The organism is Pseudomonas mandelii, from assembly GCF_006438925.1.
Lineage (GTDB): Bacteria > Pseudomonadota > Gammaproteobacteria > Pseudomonadales > Pseudomonadaceae > Aquipseudomonas > Aquipseudomonas mandelii_C.
Genome location: NZ_RCZA01000011.1, coordinates 116978 through 133432, shown reverse-complemented (window position 1 = coordinate 133432; position 16455 = coordinate 116978). Strand labels below are relative to the sequence as shown.

At 61.0% G+C, this 16455-nt stretch carries 10 protein-coding genes; 6 read left to right on the top strand and 4 right to left on the bottom strand.

Features of this window, described 5'->3' with window-relative positions:
• The first annotated feature begins 205 nt into the window (after positions 1–205).
• From ptsP to EAH74_RS24225, 4 genes are all read left to right on the top strand, one after another.
• The gene (gene ptsP, locus EAH74_RS24240; protein ID WP_140681619.1) at positions 206–3067 is read left to right on the top strand and encodes a phosphoenolpyruvate--protein phosphotransferase; all 2862 of its coding nucleotides are present in this window, start codon (positions 206–208) and stop codon (positions 3065–3067) included.
• Positions 3067–4008: a 1-phosphofructokinase gene (gene pfkB / locus EAH74_RS24235; protein WP_140681617.1), complete on the top strand. Its 942-nt coding sequence runs from the start codon at positions 3067–3069 to the stop codon at positions 4006–4008. The genes ptsP and pfkB overlap by 1 nt, the downstream gene beginning before the upstream one ends.
• 11 nt (positions 4009–4019) lie before the next feature.
• Positions 4020–5759 carry a PTS fructose-like transporter subunit IIB gene (locus EAH74_RS24230; protein WP_140681615.1) on the top strand — a complete coding sequence of 580 codons (1740 nt, stop codon included), beginning with the start codon at positions 4020–4022 and terminating at the stop codon, positions 5757–5759.
• A gap of 183 nt (positions 5760–5942) precedes the next feature.
• Positions 5943–7484 carry an alkaline phosphatase D family protein gene (locus tag EAH74_RS24225; RefSeq protein WP_140681613.1) on the top strand — a complete coding sequence of 514 codons (1542 nt, stop codon included), beginning with the start codon at positions 5943–5945 and terminating at the stop codon, positions 7482–7484.
• 96 nt (positions 7485–7580) lie between these two features.
• Here EAH74_RS24225 and EAH74_RS24220 read toward each other — a convergent pair whose 3' ends face one another.
• The 3 genes from EAH74_RS24220 to EAH74_RS24210 form a co-directional block, all read right to left on the bottom strand.
• Positions 7581–8015, bottom strand: a complete 435-nt coding sequence (locus tag EAH74_RS24220; protein ID WP_140681611.1) for an endonuclease domain-containing protein — start codon at positions 8013–8015, stop codon at positions 7581–7583.
• Between the two features lie 249 nt (positions 8016–8264).
• The gene (locus tag EAH74_RS24215; protein WP_140681609.1) at positions 8265–10793 is read right to left on the bottom strand and encodes a PepSY domain-containing protein; all 2529 of its coding nucleotides are present in this window, start codon (positions 10791–10793) and stop codon (positions 8265–8267) included.
• 227 nt (positions 10794–11020) lie between these two features.
• On the bottom strand, positions 11021–13282 hold the full coding sequence (locus tag EAH74_RS24210; RefSeq protein ID WP_140681607.1) for a TonB-dependent receptor: 2262 nt from the start codon (positions 13280–13282) through the stop codon (positions 11021–11023).
• A 206-nt stretch (positions 13283–13488) separates the two neighbouring features.
• Between EAH74_RS24210 and EAH74_RS24205 the strand changes: the two genes are divergently transcribed.
• Positions 13489–14169, top strand: a complete 681-nt coding sequence (locus tag EAH74_RS24205; RefSeq protein WP_140681605.1) for a Fe2+-dependent dioxygenase — start codon at positions 13489–13491, stop codon at positions 14167–14169.
• Positions 14166–14933 (top strand): tetratricopeptide repeat protein, encoded by a 768-nt coding sequence (locus EAH74_RS24200; RefSeq protein ID WP_140681603.1) that lies wholly within the window; start codon positions 14166–14168, stop codon positions 14931–14933. Before EAH74_RS24205 ends, EAH74_RS24200 begins: the two co-directional genes overlap by 4 nt.
• Before the next feature lie 174 nt (positions 14934–15107).
• Here EAH74_RS24200 and EAH74_RS24195 read toward each other — a convergent pair whose 3' ends face one another.
• Complete coding sequence (locus EAH74_RS24195) at positions 15108–16271, bottom strand: type III PLP-dependent enzyme (RefSeq protein WP_027924486.1); 1164 nt, start codon at positions 16269–16271, stop codon at positions 15108–15110.
• Positions 16272–16455: the final 184 nt, after the last annotated feature.

The window sequence follows — 16455 nt, the reverse complement described above, 5'->3', positions numbered from 1 at the left end:
GCATCCGACAATTGGACTTCAAGGATGAGACATTATCGAGTAACGTGCCAATCATTCTAGATTAAACGTTTCAGCAAGCGTATTTTCTACGTTATGGGCTCCTTTGCCGGTTCTGCCGCGAAACCGCCAAAAGTTATGACTAAGGGCCTAAGCTGAATCATTCAAAACAATACCTGGCGTCACAAGACGCCAAAAAGGAGAAAGCATGCTCGAGCTCACCATAGAGCAGATATCCATGGGCCAATCGGCTGTGGATAAGTCCGCAGCGTTGCACCTGCTGGCGCAGCATCTGGTCACCGATGGCCTGGTGGCCGAGGGTTATCTCGCCGGGTTGCAGGCGCGCGAAGCCCAGGGCTCGACCTTTCTCGGTCAAGGTATTGCCATCCCCCACGGTACGCCGGAAACCCGCGATCAGGTGTTTTCCACCGGCGTGCGGCTGATGCAGTTCCCCGAAGGCGTGGACTGGGGCGACGGTCAGATCGTCTACCTGGCGATCGGTATTGCGGCCAAATCCGACGAACACCTGCGCCTGTTGCAACTGCTGACCCGCGCCCTCGGCGAAACCGACCTGGGCCAGGCGCTGCGTCGCGCCAGTTCCGCCGAAGCTTTGTTGAAACTGCTGCAAGGCGCGCCGCAAGAACTGGCGCTGGATGCACAGATGATCGGCCTCGGTGTGTCCGCCGATGACTTCGAAGAGCTGGTCTGGCGCGGTGCGCGTTTGCTGCGTCAGGCCGATTGTGTGAGCAACGGTTTCTCCGCCGTGTTGCAGCAGGTCGACGCGCTGCCGCTGGGCGATGGCCTGTGGTGGTTGCACAGCGAGCAAACGGTCAAGCGTCCGGGCCTGGCCTTCGTCACGCCGGACAAACCCATGCGCTACCTCGGCCAGCCGCTCAGCGGTCTGTTTTGCCTGGCCAGCCTCGGTGAAGCCCATCAGGCCTTGCTCGAACGCCTTTGTGCGTTGCTGATCGAAGGTCGCGGCCACGAATTGGGCCGGGCCACCAGCAGCCGTAAAGTCCTTGAAGTCCTGGGCGGTGAGCTGCCGGCGGATTGGCCGAGCGCTCGCATCGCCCTGGCCAACGCCCACGGCTTGCACGCGCGTCCGGCGAAGATCCTCGCGCAACTGGCGAAAAGTTTTGAAGGTGAAATCCGCGTACGCATCGTCGATGGCCAGGACAGCGCCGTGTCGGTGAAGAGCTTGAGCAAACTGCTCAGCCTCGGCGCCCGTCGCGGTCAGGTGCTGGAATTTGTCGCCGAACCGAGCATCGCCGCCGATGCCTTGCCAGCCTTGCTGGCCGCCATCGAAGAAGGCCTCGGTGAAGAAGTCGAGCCGTTGCCAGCCGTGAGCCAGCAGCGCGAAGTGATCGCCGATGTGGCCGAAGTGGTCCTCGCGCCAGCCTCCGGCAGTCTGGTTCAGGCCATCGCCGCCGCACCGGGCATCGCCATCGGCCCGGCGCACATTCAAGTGCTGCAAACCATTGATTACCCGCTGCGCGGTGAGTCTGCCGCGATCGAGCGCGAGCGTCTCCAGCAGGCGTTGGCGGACGTGCGTCGCGACATTGAAGGTTTGATCGAACGCAGCAAGTCCAAAGCCATTCGCGAGATCTTCATCACCCACCAGGAAATGCTCGACGACCCGGAATTGACCGATGAAGTCGACACCCGTCTCAAGCAGGGCGAAAGCGCCGAAGCGGCGTGGATGGCGGTGATTGAAGCGGCGGCCAAACAACAGGAATCGCTGCAGGACGCCTTGCTCGCCGAGCGCGCCGCCGACTTGCGTGATATCGGCCGTCGAGTGCTGGCGCAACTGAGTGGCGTCGAAACCCCGAGCGAGCCGGAGCAACCGTACATTCTGGTGATGGATGAAGTCGGTCCGTCCGATGTCGCCCGCCTTGATCCGGCACGCGTCGCCGGCATCCTCACCGCCCGTGGCGGCGCCACCGCTCACAGCGCGATTGTCGCCCGAGCCCTCGGGATTCCAGCGCTGGTCGGCGCGGGGCCGGCGGTGTTGCTCCTGGCGCCGGGTACGCCGTTGCTGATTGATGGCCAACGCGGTCGCCTGCACGTGGACGCCGACGCGGCGACCTTGCAACGTGCCACCGAAGAGCGCGATACCCGCGAGCTGCGTCTGAAAGCGGCCGCCGAACAACGCCATCAACCGGCACTGACCACTGACGGCCATGCGGTGGAAGTGTTCGCCAATATTGGTGAAAGCGCGGGCGTCACCAGCGCGGTGGAGCAGGGCGCCGAAGGCATTGGCCTGCTGCGCACCGAACTGATTTTCATGGCCCACTCGCAAGCGCCGGACGAGGCGACTCAGGAAGTCGAATACCGTCGCGTCCTCGATGGTCTGGCCGGTCGGCCGCTGGTGGTGCGCACCCTCGACGTTGGCGGTGACAAACCGCTGCCGTATTGGCCGATCGCCAAAGAAGAAAACCCGTTCCTCGGCGTGCGCGGTATTCGCCTGACCCTGCAACGTCCGCACATCATGGAAGCGCAGTTGCGCGCGTTGCTGCGCGCTGCGGACAACCGTCCACTGCGGATCATGTTTCCCATGGTCGGCAGCGTCGATGAATGGCGCCAGGCGCGGGACATGACCGAACGTCTGCGTCTGGAAATTCCGGTTGCCGACCTGCAACTGGGGATCATGATTGAAGTGCCGTCGGCTGCATTGCTGGCGTCGGTGCTGGCCAAAGAGGTCGACTTCTTCAGCGTCGGCACCAATGACCTGACCCAATACACCCTGGCCATCGACCGTGGTCATCCGACCTTGTCGGCCCAGGCTGACGGCTTGCACCCGGCGGTGCTGCAACTGATCGACATCACCGTGCGCGCGGCGCATGCCCACGGCAAGTGGGTCGGCGTGTGCGGCGAGTTGGCGGCCGATCCGCTGGCGGTGCCGGTGCTGGTCGGACTGGGTGTGGACGAGCTCAGTGTGTCGGGTCGCAGCATTGCCGAGGTCAAGGCGCGGGTTCGCGAACTCAGCCTGGCCCAGACCCAAATCCTTGCCCAACAGGCCCTGGCCGTGGGCAGCGCCAATGAAGTGCGCGCACTAGTGGAGGCCCTGTAATGGCCAAGATCCTGACCCTGACCCTCAACCCGGCGCTGGACCTCACCGTCCAGTTGCCGCTGCTGACCCCCGGCCAAGTCAACCGTAGCGACGAGATGCACACGCATGCCGCCGGCAAAGGCGTGAACGTGGCGCAAGTGCTAGCGGACCTTGGGCATCAGCTCACGGTCAGCGGTTTCCTCGGGGAGGACAACCTTCAAGCGTTCGAAACGCTGTTCGCCAAACGCGGGTTTGTCGACGCGTTCATCCGTGTTCCGGGTGAGACGCGCAGCAACATCAAACTGGCGGAAAGCAATGGACGCATCACCGACATCAACGGTCCGGGACCCTTGGTGAGTGAAGCCGCGCAGCAGGCATTGCTTGATCGACTTGATCAGATTGCACCCGATCATGATGCGGTCGTCGTTGCCGGCAGCTTGCCCCAAGGCATCAGTCCGCAATGGTTGCAGGCATTGATTGTGCGTTTGAAAAATCTCGGTTTGAACGTGGCGCTGGACACCAGTGGTGAAGCCTTGCGGGCGGCGCTCAAGGCTGGCCCTTGGCTGATCAAGCCGAACACCGAAGAACTGGCCGATGTGCTGGGCTGCGAGGTGGTTTCGGTGGCAGCGCAAGCGCAAGCCGCGAGCCGCTTGCATGCTCAAGGCATCGAGCACGTGGTGATCTCCGACGGCGCCGATGGCGTGAACTGGTTCAGTGTCGGCTCGGCGATGCATGCCACGCCACCCAAGGTCAGTGTCGTCAGCACCGTGGGCGCGGGCGATTCGTTACTGGCCGGCATGCTCCACGGTTTGCTCAGCGCCGACACGCCTGAACAGACCTTGCGCACCGCCACGGCGATTGCCGCGATGGCGGTCACCCAGATCGGTTTCGGTATTGGCGACGCCACGCAGTTGGCGCGGCTCGAACAGGGCGTGCGCATGCGCACCCTGACAGAACAATAAGAGGGTTTGTCATGAAGTTAGCCATTGTTACGGCCTGCCCGAACGGCATGGTCACCAGTGTGCTGTGCGCCCGTTTGCTCGACGCGGCGGCTCAGCGTCAGGGCTGGAGCACCAGTGTCGAAGTCAACGATGCCGCGCACCCTGAACGCCAATTGTCGGCGGCCACGATCGAGGCGGCCGAGTGGGTGTTGCTGGTGACCAGCGCGCCGGTGGACATGTCGCGATTCGTCGGCAAGCGGGTGTTCCAAAGCACTCCGGCGCAAGCCCTGCAAGATGTCGAAGCGGTGCTGCGTCGCGGTGCTGAAGAGGCTCGGGTTTACGTCGCCCCCGAAGCCGTGGCCGAGCCTGCAGCCCCCGTAAAAAACGCCCCGCGCCTGGTCGCGATTACCGCGTGCCCGACCGGCGTCGCTCACACGTTCATGGCTGCCGAGGCTTTGCAGCAAGCGGCCAAGCGTCTGGGCTACGACCTGCAAGTGGAGACTCAGGGCTCGGTCGGTGCGCGCAATCCGTTGAGTGCAGCGGCGATTGCCGATGCGGACGTGGTGCTGCTGGCCTGCGATATCGAAGTCGCCACCGAGCGTTTTGCCGGCAAGAAGATTTACCGCTGCGGTACCGGCATCGCCCTCAAACAAGCCGAGGTGACGCTGAACAAAGCGTTGGCCGAAGGCACGCAGGAAACCGCTTCGAGCGGTGCCAAAGGCCCGGCCAAGCAAGAGAAAACCGGCGTCTACAAACACCTGCTGACCGGCGTGTCGTTCATGCTGCCGATGGTGGTGGCGGGCGGTCTGATGATCGCCTTGTCGTTTGTGTTCGGCATTACGGCGTTCAAGGAGCCGGGCACGCTCGCGGCGGCGCTGATGCAGATCGGTGGCGAGACCGCGTTCAAGTTGATGGTGCCACTGCTGGCGGGTTACATCGCCTACTCGATCGCCGACCGTCCGGGCCTGGCGCCGGGGATGATTGGCGGTCTGCTGGCAAGCACCTTGGGCGCCGGTTTTATCGGCGGGATCATTGCCGGTTTCATCGCCGGTTACGCGGCGCAGGCGATCAACCGTTATGCGCGCTTGCCGCAAAGTCTTGAGGCGCTGAAACCGATCCTGATCATTCCGCTGCTGGCGAGTCTGTTCACCGGTCTGGTGATGATCTACGTGGTGGGCAAACCGGTGGCCGGAATGCTCGAAGGGCTCACGCACTTCCTCGACAGCATGGGCACCACCAACGCGATTCTGCTCGGTGTGTTGCTGGGCGGGATGATGTGCGTCGACCTTGGCGGGCCGATCAACAAAGCCGCGTATGCGTTCTCGGTGGGGCTGCTGGCGTCGCAAAGTTATGCACCGATGGCCGCGACCATGGCAGCCGGCATGGTGCCGCCGATTGGCTTGGGCATCGCTACGTTTATTGCACGGCGCAAGTTTGCCCAGACCGAACGCGAAGCCGGTAAAGCGGCGTTGGTGTTGGGGCTATGCTTCATCTCCGAAGGCGCGATTCCGTTTGCCGCGAAAGACCCGCTGCGGGTGATCCCGGCGAGCATTGCCGGTGGTGCGCTGACCGGTGCGTTGTCGATGTACTTCGGCTGCAAACTGATGGCGCCGCACGGCGGTTTGTTCGTGCTGGCGATCCCGAATGCGATCAACCATGCGCTGCTTTATTTGCTGGCGATTGTGGCCGGGAGTTTGCTGACGGCGGTGGCGTATGCGGTGCTCAAGCGGCCGGAAGTCGTTGAGCTGGCGCTGGAACCGGCTAACGCCTGACACCCAATCCTGTGGGAGCGAGCCTGCTCGCGAAGACGGACTCACATTCGACATAGACGTCGACTGTCAGGCCGCTTTCGCGAGCAGGCTCGCTCCCACAGGGGATTTGCTGCACTGGCAGATTTTTGTGTCATGCCTGAGTCATGCGGGCGTGTTTTAGTTTTCCTTTTCAGGGAGAACCTCATGAGCGAATTCGACCTCGGCCGTCGTCGTGTCATACAAGCCGTCGGTGCCGGGCTGTTGTTGCCAGGCTTGGCGCCGGCGGTGATCGCTTCGGTCAAGGATCGGCCGCAACTCACCGATGGCGTGCAGTCCGGCGACGTGCTGGGCGACCGGGCGATGATCTGGAGCCGCTGCGATCGCCCGGCGCGCATGGTGGTGGAATGGGACACCCGCAGCCTGTTCAGCAACCCCCGTCGTTTTGTCTCGCCATTGGCCGTGTCCAATACCGATTTCACTGCCCGCGTCGAACTCACTGGCCTGCCCGCCGACCAGGCGATTTTCTACCGAGTGCACTTCGAAGACGCCCAGAGCGGCGTCGCCAGCGAACCCTGGTTCGGCCATCTGCGCAGCGTGCCGCAAACCCGTCGCGACCTCCGTTTCGTCTGGAGCGGCGACACCGCTGGCCAGGGCTTCGGCATCAACCCGGACATCGGTGGCATGCGCATCTACGAAGCCATGCGTTTGCGCCTGCCAGACTTCTTTATCCACAGCGGCTACACCATCTACGCCGACGGTCCCATACCTGCGCAGCTCACCACAGAGAGCGGCCGCGTGTGGCGCAACATCACCACTGAAGCCAAGAGCAAAGTCGCCGAAACCCTCGACGACTATCGCGGTAATTACCGCTACAACCTGATGGACGAAAACATCCGCCGCTTCAACGCCGAGGTCCCGCAGATCTGGCAATGGGACGACCATGAAGTGGTTAACAACTGGTCGCCGGGCAAGCAGTTGGATGATCGCTACAAGAGCAAAGATATCCACAGCCTGGTCGGCCGCGCGCGTCAGGCCTGGCTCGAATACGCACCGATGCGGTTGCAGAGCGCCGATGGCGGCGGGCGGATATATCGCAAGCTCGGTTACGGTCCGTTGCTCGATGTGTTCGTGCTCGACATGCGCAGCTATCGCGGGGCCAATGACGACAATCTTGGCGGCGCAAAACCTTTCCTCGGTCGAGAACAACTGGACTGGCTGAAGGCTTCGTTGAAAGCCTCCAGTGCGCAATGGAAAGTCATTGCCGCCGACATGCCCATCGGCCTGGGCGTATCGGACGGCGAAGTCAGCCCCGGTGTGGCGCGCTGGGAAGCCGTGGCCAACGGCGACCCGGGACCGGCCCAGGGACGTGAGCTGGAAATCGCCGAATTGTTGGGTTTTCTGCGGGCGCAGCAGGTGCGCAATTTTGTCTGGTTGACGGCGGATGTGCATTACTGCGCGGCGCATCATTACCACCCGGACCGGGCGGCGTTTCAGGATTTCGAACCGTTCTGGGAGTTTGTCGCCGGGCCTCTGAATGCGGGGAGTTTCGGACCTGATTCGCTGGATAAGACCTTTGGTCCCGAGGTGGTGTTCGAGAAAGCACCACCGGCACAGAACACCTCGCCGTTTGCCGGGTTTCAGTTTTTTGGTGAGGTGAATATTGATGGGCAGAGGGGGGAGATGAGTGTGGTGTTGCGGGATTTGGATGGGGTTTCTGTTTTCGAACAGAAATTGCAGCCAGTCTGATAGATCCACCCCTCACCCCAGCCCTCTCCCCAGCGGGGAGAGGGGGAAAGGGAGCAGATTTGTGTTGTTTTCGAAACCTGAGTTCGACTCGATTTTTCAGGTCGACGTGTAACGTGAGACGCCTCGGTCAGTCCCCTCTCCCTCTGGGAGAGGGCTAGGGTGAGGGGGCGATGTTCGATTCGCCGCAATCTTCAGGATCTGCTCAAGCACCTCACTCATCCGCTCAATTACCTCCAGATTGCTAAACCGCACAACCTCAATACCTTGCTGCTGAAGGTAAAGCGTTCGACGCCGGTCATGTGTTTTTGCCCCAGCCTCATAATGCTGACCACCATCCAGTTCAATGGCCAGTTTCAGTTCTACGCAATAAAAATCCAGGATGTACGGCGGCCACGGAAACTGCCGACGAAACTTCAGATTGGCGATTTGCCGGGCGCGGAGTCTTTGCCAGAGGAGGAGTTCGCAGTCGGTTTGGTTGGCGCGCAGGTGGCGGGCGAATTGGCGTTGGTTGGAGGAGGGGCGGGTGGGCATGCTTCACGTCCGTGTGAAGGGGGATGGAGGTTTTACTGTAGTCGGGATTTTGCGATTCAACTTGAAATCGACCCCTCATCGGAACGCCGCCCGCCCATCCCTCTCCCCAAAGGAGAGAGGGGGAAAGGGAGCCGATTTTCATCGTTTTCAAAGCCTGAGTTCGACTTGATTTTCCAGGTCGATGTATAACGTGAGACACCTCGGTCAGCCCCCTCGCCCCTTGGGGAGAGGGCTAGGGTGAGGGGACTTTTAATAGACGTCACGCCGGTAGCGACCTTGCTCGATCAGGCGGTCGACCTCTGCAATTCCGAGTATTTCGTTGAGCACGTGATCCACGCCTGAAGCCATCCCTTGCAAGCTGCCGCAGATGTAAATGACCGCACCCTCGTCCAGCCATTTTTTCAACTCGCCCGCCGATTCGCGCAGTCGATCCTGCACGTAGATCTTCTCGGCCTGATCCCGCGAGAATGCCAGGTCCAGCCGCTCCAGATCGCCCGAAATCAACCACTCCTCAAGCTCATCGCGACACAAGTAGTCATGCTCGCGATTGCGTTCGCCGAACAACAGCCAATGACGCTGCTGCCCATCGGCGATCCGCGCCTTGAGCAAACTGCGCAGCCCGGCCAGGCCGGTGCCATTGCCCAGCAGGATCATCGGCACCGGCTCGGTCGGCAGGTGGAAACCGCTGTTGCGCCGCACGCGCAAACTGATGGTGCCGCCCATCGGGGCGTGTTCGGTCAGCCAGCCGGAGCCGACACCCAGGCTGCCGTCAGGATGCAGTTCCTGGCGTACGATCAGTTCGAGGATGCCATCGGCGGCGATCGAGGCGATGGAGTATTCGCGCATGGCCAAGGGCACCAGCGCATCCACCAGCGCCTGGGCATGCAGGCCGACCAGGTGAGCTCTGTTTTCCGGCAGTTGTCGACTGGCGAGGGCTTGCTCCAGCGTTTGCGACAGGCCATCGAGCGCAACCGTGGCGCGGCCGTCAATGCCCAGGCCATCGAGGAAATGTTCGATCGCCCACGGACAATTGCGCGGCAACACTTCCACCAGGTCACCGGCCAGCCAACTACTGGTGGTGGGGGCGGTGAGGCCGAGCAAATAAACGCCCGAACCGCTGCTGTCAGGGTTGAGTAACTCACGACGGGTCAGGGTCCAGTTGTCATAGCTTGGCGCTTGCCAGGTGTCCACGGGCGCCTGTCCGGTCAGCAGACCCAGTTGCTGCTGCCAGTGACGCAAGGCGTAAGGGTCGCCGCTGTCGACCTCCACCGGCGCGAACAGGGTCTTGCCGCCGTGCTCGCCCAGCCATGTGTGCAAGCGTCGAGCGAACCCGCAGAAATGTTGATACTGGCGATCGCCAAGCCCCAGCACGGCGTAGTTCAGGCTTTCCAGGCTCAACGTCCGGGCCAGCACTTTGCGCTCAAACCCTCGGGCGCTGTCCGGCGCTTCACCGTCGCCGAAGGTGCTGACCACGAACAACGCATTGCTGGAATCACGCAAGTCTTGCTCGCTGACGTCCGCCAGCGGCTGAACCTTCACCGGCAAGCCCGCAGCCTGCAATTGCCCGGCGGTCTGCCACGCCAGTTGCTCGGCAAAGCCGCTCTGGCTGGCGAAGCCGATCAGCCATGCAGGCGCGTCGCTACCCGGTTGTGCGAGGCCTTTGCGGGCCTCCTTGATCTGTTTTTTCTTGCGTCGACGATCGAGGTACAACAACCAGCCAGTGATGAAAAACAGCGGCATCGTCAGCGCGCTGATCGTCAGGATGATCCGCCCGATGATTCCGAAATAGCTGCCGACGTGCAGCGCGTAAATGCTGGTCAGCAGTTGCGCCTTGAGGCTCTTGTCGCTGTAGCGATCATGCCGCGCGACGATACCGGTCGCCGGGTCCAGCGTGATCTGGTTCTGCGCGCGGTCGTGAGGTGAGGTGTTCAACAGGTAGAACACGGTGGCCGGTTGTCCGGCCACGGGCGGCATGCGGATGTTGTAGGCACTCAGTGCCGGGCCGGCAGCGCTGTAAATGCTGCTCCACATCGCGGCGTAATCGGCGATGGGCGCCGGGCCGCTTGGCGCAGGACCGCGACCGCCGCGAACGCGCTCGTTCTGCGGTGAGTCGGAAAGCAATCGGGTCAGGCCCTTGTTGTACCACTCATAGGACCAGGACAATCCGGTGAGCGCTGCCAGGAGGTAAAACACCAGGCACCAGGTACCGGCGACGGAGTGCAAATCCCAGTTGAAGCTGCGGCCTTTTTTCTTCCAGTCGAGGGTCAGCCAGGCACGCCAGCTTTTCCACTGACGCGGCCAGCGCAGGTAAAGACCGGACAGGCAGAAGAACAGCAGAATCAGCGTGCACGCGCCGGTGATTTGCCGACCGGTATCGCCCATGGCGAGGAAGCGGTGCAGTTGCAGCATCAGGCCGAAGAAATCCTGGCCAGTGGCGTCGCCCATGAACTCGGCGGTGTACGGGTCGAAGTAGCGCATCTGCCCACGTCGTTCGCCCGGTGGCGGGGTAAAGATCGCGCGCGCGGCGTTACCGCTGTCGGTTTCGACCCAGAGCATCGAGACTTTTTTGCCCGAGGCACCTTCGATTTTTTCCACCAGTTCGGCGGGCGGCAGGACGCCGGCAACCTGCTTCTCGACCTGCAGCACAGAAGGGTTCAGTGCGCGCAGGATTTCATCCTGAAAAGATACCGTTGCCCCGGTGATGCCCATCAGGGCCAGGACCAGTCCGGCGCTGATGCCGAAAAACCAGTGCAACTGGAACAGGGTTTTCTTCAACACGTCGCTCGCCTTGTTCGTTCGAAAATAATGATCACGGCGCGCATTATGCCGTGGGTTGTCGAGAAACATTCTTTTTACGCACAAAAGCCCCGTTCACCTGGATGAACGGGGCCTGGCCTTATGTAGGAGCTGGCGAAGCCTGCGATCTTTTGATCTTTGGCAATTTCAGCGATGCCAAAGATCGTCCGAACGCGGCCCGAGCCTTCGGCAGCTCCTACAGTTTTGGGCTAGAAGTGGAAGTTGGCACTCAGCAGGGCGGTACGACCCGCCGCCACGTGGGCGTAGTGCGTCTGGAACACCTGGTCGAAGTAACGCTTGTCGGTCAGGTTCTGCACGTTGAGTTGCAGGTCGACGTTCTTGGTCAGGGCGTAGCTGGCCATTGCGTCGTAGCGCCAGTAGGACGGGATCTCCACCGAGTTGGCGACGTTGCCGAACTGCGAGTCGACGAACGTGGCACCGGCGCCGACGGTCAACTTGTCCGGCACCAGATCGTAGGTCGACCAGAAGGTGAAGTTGTTCCGTGGGGTGCTTGGCATGTGATTGCCTTCATCGGCGGCGAGGGTGGTTTTGACCACTTCGCTTTCCATGTAGGTGTAGCCACCGAAGACCTTCCAGTTACGGGTCAGCTTGCCGCTGTAGCTCAGTTCCACACCATTGACCCGCTGCTCGCCGTCCAGCACTTGCGTGGTGGCGCCATCCGGATCGTTCATACGCGCGTTGGTTTTCTCGGTGCGAAACAGTGCGGCGGTCAGCGACAGGTCGTCACCGAAGAAGTCCCACTTGGTGCCGATCTCGTAGTTGCGGTTCTTTTCCGGGTCCAGATCACTGTTGTTCGCCGCCAGGTCCAGGCCACCGTTGCCGCTGGTTTCACCGGACGGGTTGCTGGAGGTGGAGTAAGCCGCGTAGATGCTGCCGTTAGGCAACGGGTTGTAGACCACGCCGATCTGGTAGTTGACCAGGTCGCTGGTGTTCTCACGGGAGAAGTCGTTCGCTGGCGCTGTGCTGCTGGCGTTGGCGTGGCCGCTGGATTTGACCTGGTAGTTGTCGTAACGCAGGCCCAGGTTCAGGGACCATTGCTCGTTGAACTTCAGTGTGTCGAACACGTAGGCCGCAGCGGTTTTGGTGTCGGTGTCGGTGAACGCGGCGCTGTCGGTGATCGAGCCGTTCCAGTGATCCCCAGGCGTCGGGTTTTGCAGGCTGGTGCAGTCGCCAGAGTTGAACAGGGCGCGATTGCACCGGGTGCCGCTGGCGGCCGAGGTCAGGATGTACGGGCGGTTGTGGGTGTCTTGATAGGAAAACTCAAGGCCGGTGACCAGGCTGTGCTCGATGGCGCCGGTGTTGAACCTGGCGCTCAGGTCGGTCTGGTTGATCCAGCCACTGGACGTCGAGTTACGGCTTTTCGCACCGCGATACACGCTGCCAAGCGCCGCGTTGCCCTTGCTGTCGTCCGGGTTGGTGACGATGTAATCGAGCGTGGAACGCGACATGCGGAAGCTGTTCGACACGGTCAGGTCATCATTCAGATCGTGTTCGATCTTGATGGTGCCGCTGTCATTGCTGGTCTGGCGATAGTCGCGACCGGTGAGGCCGTAGAAGTTGTCGCGATCGACATGCACAGGTTTATCGACGTTGTACTTGCTGCGGTTGGGGCTCAAGGTCAGCGGGAGGCCGTAGTCGGGCATGTCGTCGGTTTCGACGTGGTAGTAGCCGACGGTCAGGCGGGTGTCGGTGCCCAGGCCAAACGCGAAGGAAGGTGCTACGCCCCAACGACTGACGTCCACGGCATCACGGCCGGCGACGTTGGCTTCGTGCTTCATCAGGTTCAGGCGGAAGGCCGAGGTGTCGGTCATCTGCTGGTTCAGGTCGAGGGTGGTGCGCTTGGTCTGGTCCGAGCCCCAGGTGAAACCGCCGTTGTACGAATTGCCCAGTTTGGCGGTCTTGCTCACCAGGTTCAGGCTGCCACCGGTGGAACCGGCGCCGGTGAAGGCTGATCCTGGGCCCTTGCTGACTTCGATCGATTCTACGTTGAAGATCTCGCGGCTCTGGGAGGCCGGGTCGCGCATGCCGTCGATGAACACGTCGCTTTCTGCGTTGAAGCCGCGAATGATCGGGCGATCGCCGGCCGGGTTGCCGCCTTCACCGGCACCGAACGTGATACCCGGTGTGGTGCGCAGCGCGTCGACCAGGCTGGTGGCGCCCGTGTCGCGAATCACTTGTTGTGGAATAACGGTGATGCTTTTCGGCGTTTCGCGCAGCGGCGCAGTGTATTTCTTGTTGGCCGACGTATCGGTTTTGTAGGAGGTCTCGTCCTGGGCTTCGCCGGTGACAGCAGTAGCCCCCAGGGAAATCACATTGCTCGGTGCTTTTTCGTCGACTTTTTCAGCCGCGAAAGCCATGTGGCCGGCAGAGCTGGCAGTGATTGCCACGCCAATTGCAGACGCGAGCAAACGCGGTGAACTGACTGGTAATTGTGGTTGTTGGCGCGACATGAGAATTCCCCTCCCCAAGGATTTGAGGTCGCGGAATATAGGGTAAACAGGTATTTGTATCAATTGCGAAACGTTGCTATTCGCGACTAATTTACATTCTTTACAATTTGCCCTTACGGTTTTAGGTGTCTCGTTCGTTACAGGGGTTTTACACGGGCAATAAGAATCAATACCATTGACGCCTCTTTGTCTTCAGGTGTCATCCCATGCTGCTGCACATTCCCGGCGTGTTCGCGAAAGAAGAAGTGCAGCGCATCCGCGAGGCTCTGGAGCAGGCAGATTGGGCCGACGGCAAGATCACCGCCGGCTACCAGTCGGCCAAGGCCAAGCACAATCTGCAACTGCCGGAAGGTCATCCGCTGGCCAAGGAAGTGGGCGCGGCGATGCTGGAACGGCTGTGGAAAAATCCGCTGTTCATGTCTGCTGCGTTGCCGCACAAAGTCTTCCCTCCGTTGCTGAACTGTTACACGGCCGGCGGCAGTTTCGACTTTCACATCGACAACGCCGTGCGCCAGCCCAAGGGCAGCATCGAGCGGGTGCGCACTGATTTGTCGGCCACTCTGTTTTTCAGCGAACCGGACGACTACGACGGCGGCGAGCTGGAAATCCAGGACACCTTCGGCACCCAGCAAGTGAAGTTGCCGGCCGGCGACATGGTTCTGTACCCCGGCACCAGCCTGCACAAAGTCAACGCGGTGACGCGCGGCACTCGCTACGCCTCGTTCTTCTGGACCCAAAGCCTGGTCCGCGAAGACAGCCAGCGCGCCTTGCTGTTCGAGATGGACGGGGCGATCCAGCAGCTGACCCAGGACATGCCCGACCACCCTTCGCTGATTCGCCTCACCGGCACTTATCACAACCTCTTGCGTCGCTGGGTCGAGGTATGAGTTATCAACTGCGCCGCGAGGAAGTCCTCGATGGTGATCGTCTCAAAGCCATGCTCGACGAAAGCCCGGCGCGCGCGGCACAGGCGATTCTGATCGCTGCCCGCGAAGGTGTACTCGATGCTCAGGCCTTGCTCGGGCAGATTCTGCTGGATGGGCAGGGCATCGAGCAGGATCGGCCGCTGGCGTTGCGCTGGTTCGAGATTGCCGCTCAGGGCGGTCACTTGATGGCGCGCAACATGCTCGGTCGTTGTCGTGAGCATGGCTGGGGTTGTCCTGCCGATGCGTCAGTTGCCGCTGCGCATTATCGCGTTGCAGCTGAAAGCGGTCTGGATTGGGCGATGTACAACTACGCCAACCTGTTGGCCACCGGACGCGGGGTGACTGAGGATCAGCTGCAAGCACTGAATTTGTATCGCTGCGCGGCTGAGCTGGGGCATGCAAAGTCGATGAACCTGCTGGGGCGTTATTTGGAAGATGGGCGGGTTTGCCCGGCGGATCCGCAAGCTGCGCGTGACTGGTATCGACGCTCGGCGGTCGGCGGGGATTTTCGAGGGCAGTTCAGTTATGCCGCCGTGCTGGCGGATGAAGGCGATATCGACCAGGCGCTGGACTGGCTGCACAAGGCACTGGACGGCGGGAATCTGAATTTCTTGCGGGTCGCCAGTAAGGCGTTGGCGAGCGCGACGGATCCGAAAATTCGAGCGTTGGCGGTGGATTATGCCCATCGCTCCGCGGAACTGGAGCACGATCTGAAACCCCTGTAGGAGCTGTCGAGTGCAACGAGGCTGCGATCTTTTGATCTTGCCCTTAACAATCAAAAGATCGCAGCCTCGTTGCACTCGACAGCTCCTACAGGGGGGGGGGTGATTTCGGGGGCGTATTTCAGACACAAAAAAGCCCATGACACGTCATGGGCTTTTGATTCCTGCGCGTGGTTTTTACACGTAAAACGACTTCAGCGGCGGGAAGCCATTGAACTCAACCGCGCTGTAGCTGGTGGTGTAAGCACCGGTCGACAACCAGTACAAACGATCACCAATCGCCAGGTTCAGCGGCAAACCGTACTTGTAGTTCTCGTACATGATGTCGGCGCTGTCGCAGGTCGGGCCGGCGATGACGACTTCTTCCATCTCGCCTTTCTTTTCGGTCCAGATCGGGAACTTGATGGCTTCGTCCATGGTTTCGATCAGGCCGGAGAACTTGCCCACATCCGTATACACCCATCGCTCTACCGCGGTACGGGATTTACGGGCGACCAGCACCACTTCGCTGACCAGGATGCCGGCGTTGGCGATCAACGAACGGCCTGGTTCCAGGATGATTTCCGGCAGGTCGTCACCGAAGTCTTCCTTGAGGAAACGGATGATTTCTTCAGCGTAGGTTTCCAGGCTGTTGGTGCGGGTGATGTAGTTGGCCGGGAAGCCGCCGCCCATATTGATCAGCTTCAAGTGAATGCCGTCTTCTTCTTTCAGACGTTCGAAGATCACTTTGACCTTGGCGATCGCCGCGTCCCAGACGCTGATGTCGCGCTGTTGCGAGCCGACGTGGAACGAGATGCCGTACGGCACCAGGCCCAGGTCGCGAGCGAGGATCAGCAGGTCCATGGCCATGTCGGTCTGGCAGCCGAATTTGCGCGACAACGGCCAGTCAGCGGTGGTCGAGCCTTCGGTGAGGATGCGCACGTAGACTTTCGAACCTGGTGCAGCCTTGGCGATGTTGCGCAGGTCAGCTTCGGAGTCGGTGGCATACAGACGCACGCCCTTCTCGTAGAAGTAGCGAATGTCTTTGGATTTCTTGATGGTGTTGCCGTAGCTGATGCGATCCGGGCCGACGCCCTGGTTCATCACTTTGTCGAGCTCGTAGATCGACGCGATGTCGAAGTTCGAGCCTTTCTCTTTGAGCAGGTCGATGATTTCGACGGCCGGGTTGGCCTTGACCGCGTAGTAGACCTTGGCGAATTCGAAACCGGCGCGCAGGTCGTCATAGGCCTGGCTGATCATCGCGGTGTCGATCACCACGAACGGGGTTTCTTGTTTGTCGGCGAACGCCTTCATTTTGTTGAAGGTATCGCGCGCGAAATAGTCTTCGACGTTGATCGACATGCTGGGAACTCCTACTGGCAAACTAGATTAATCAATGGGTGCAAATGAACGTCCTCCGTATCCCCACTTTGGTTCGCCTACTTCCCAAGGCATGTCGCCGAAAGCAAAAAGGCCATGGGAAGCGGTGCTTTCCCTTGGCCTTGCTGTCTCGTCGTCAGTACTTGAGCCGGATGGATCGTTTCCA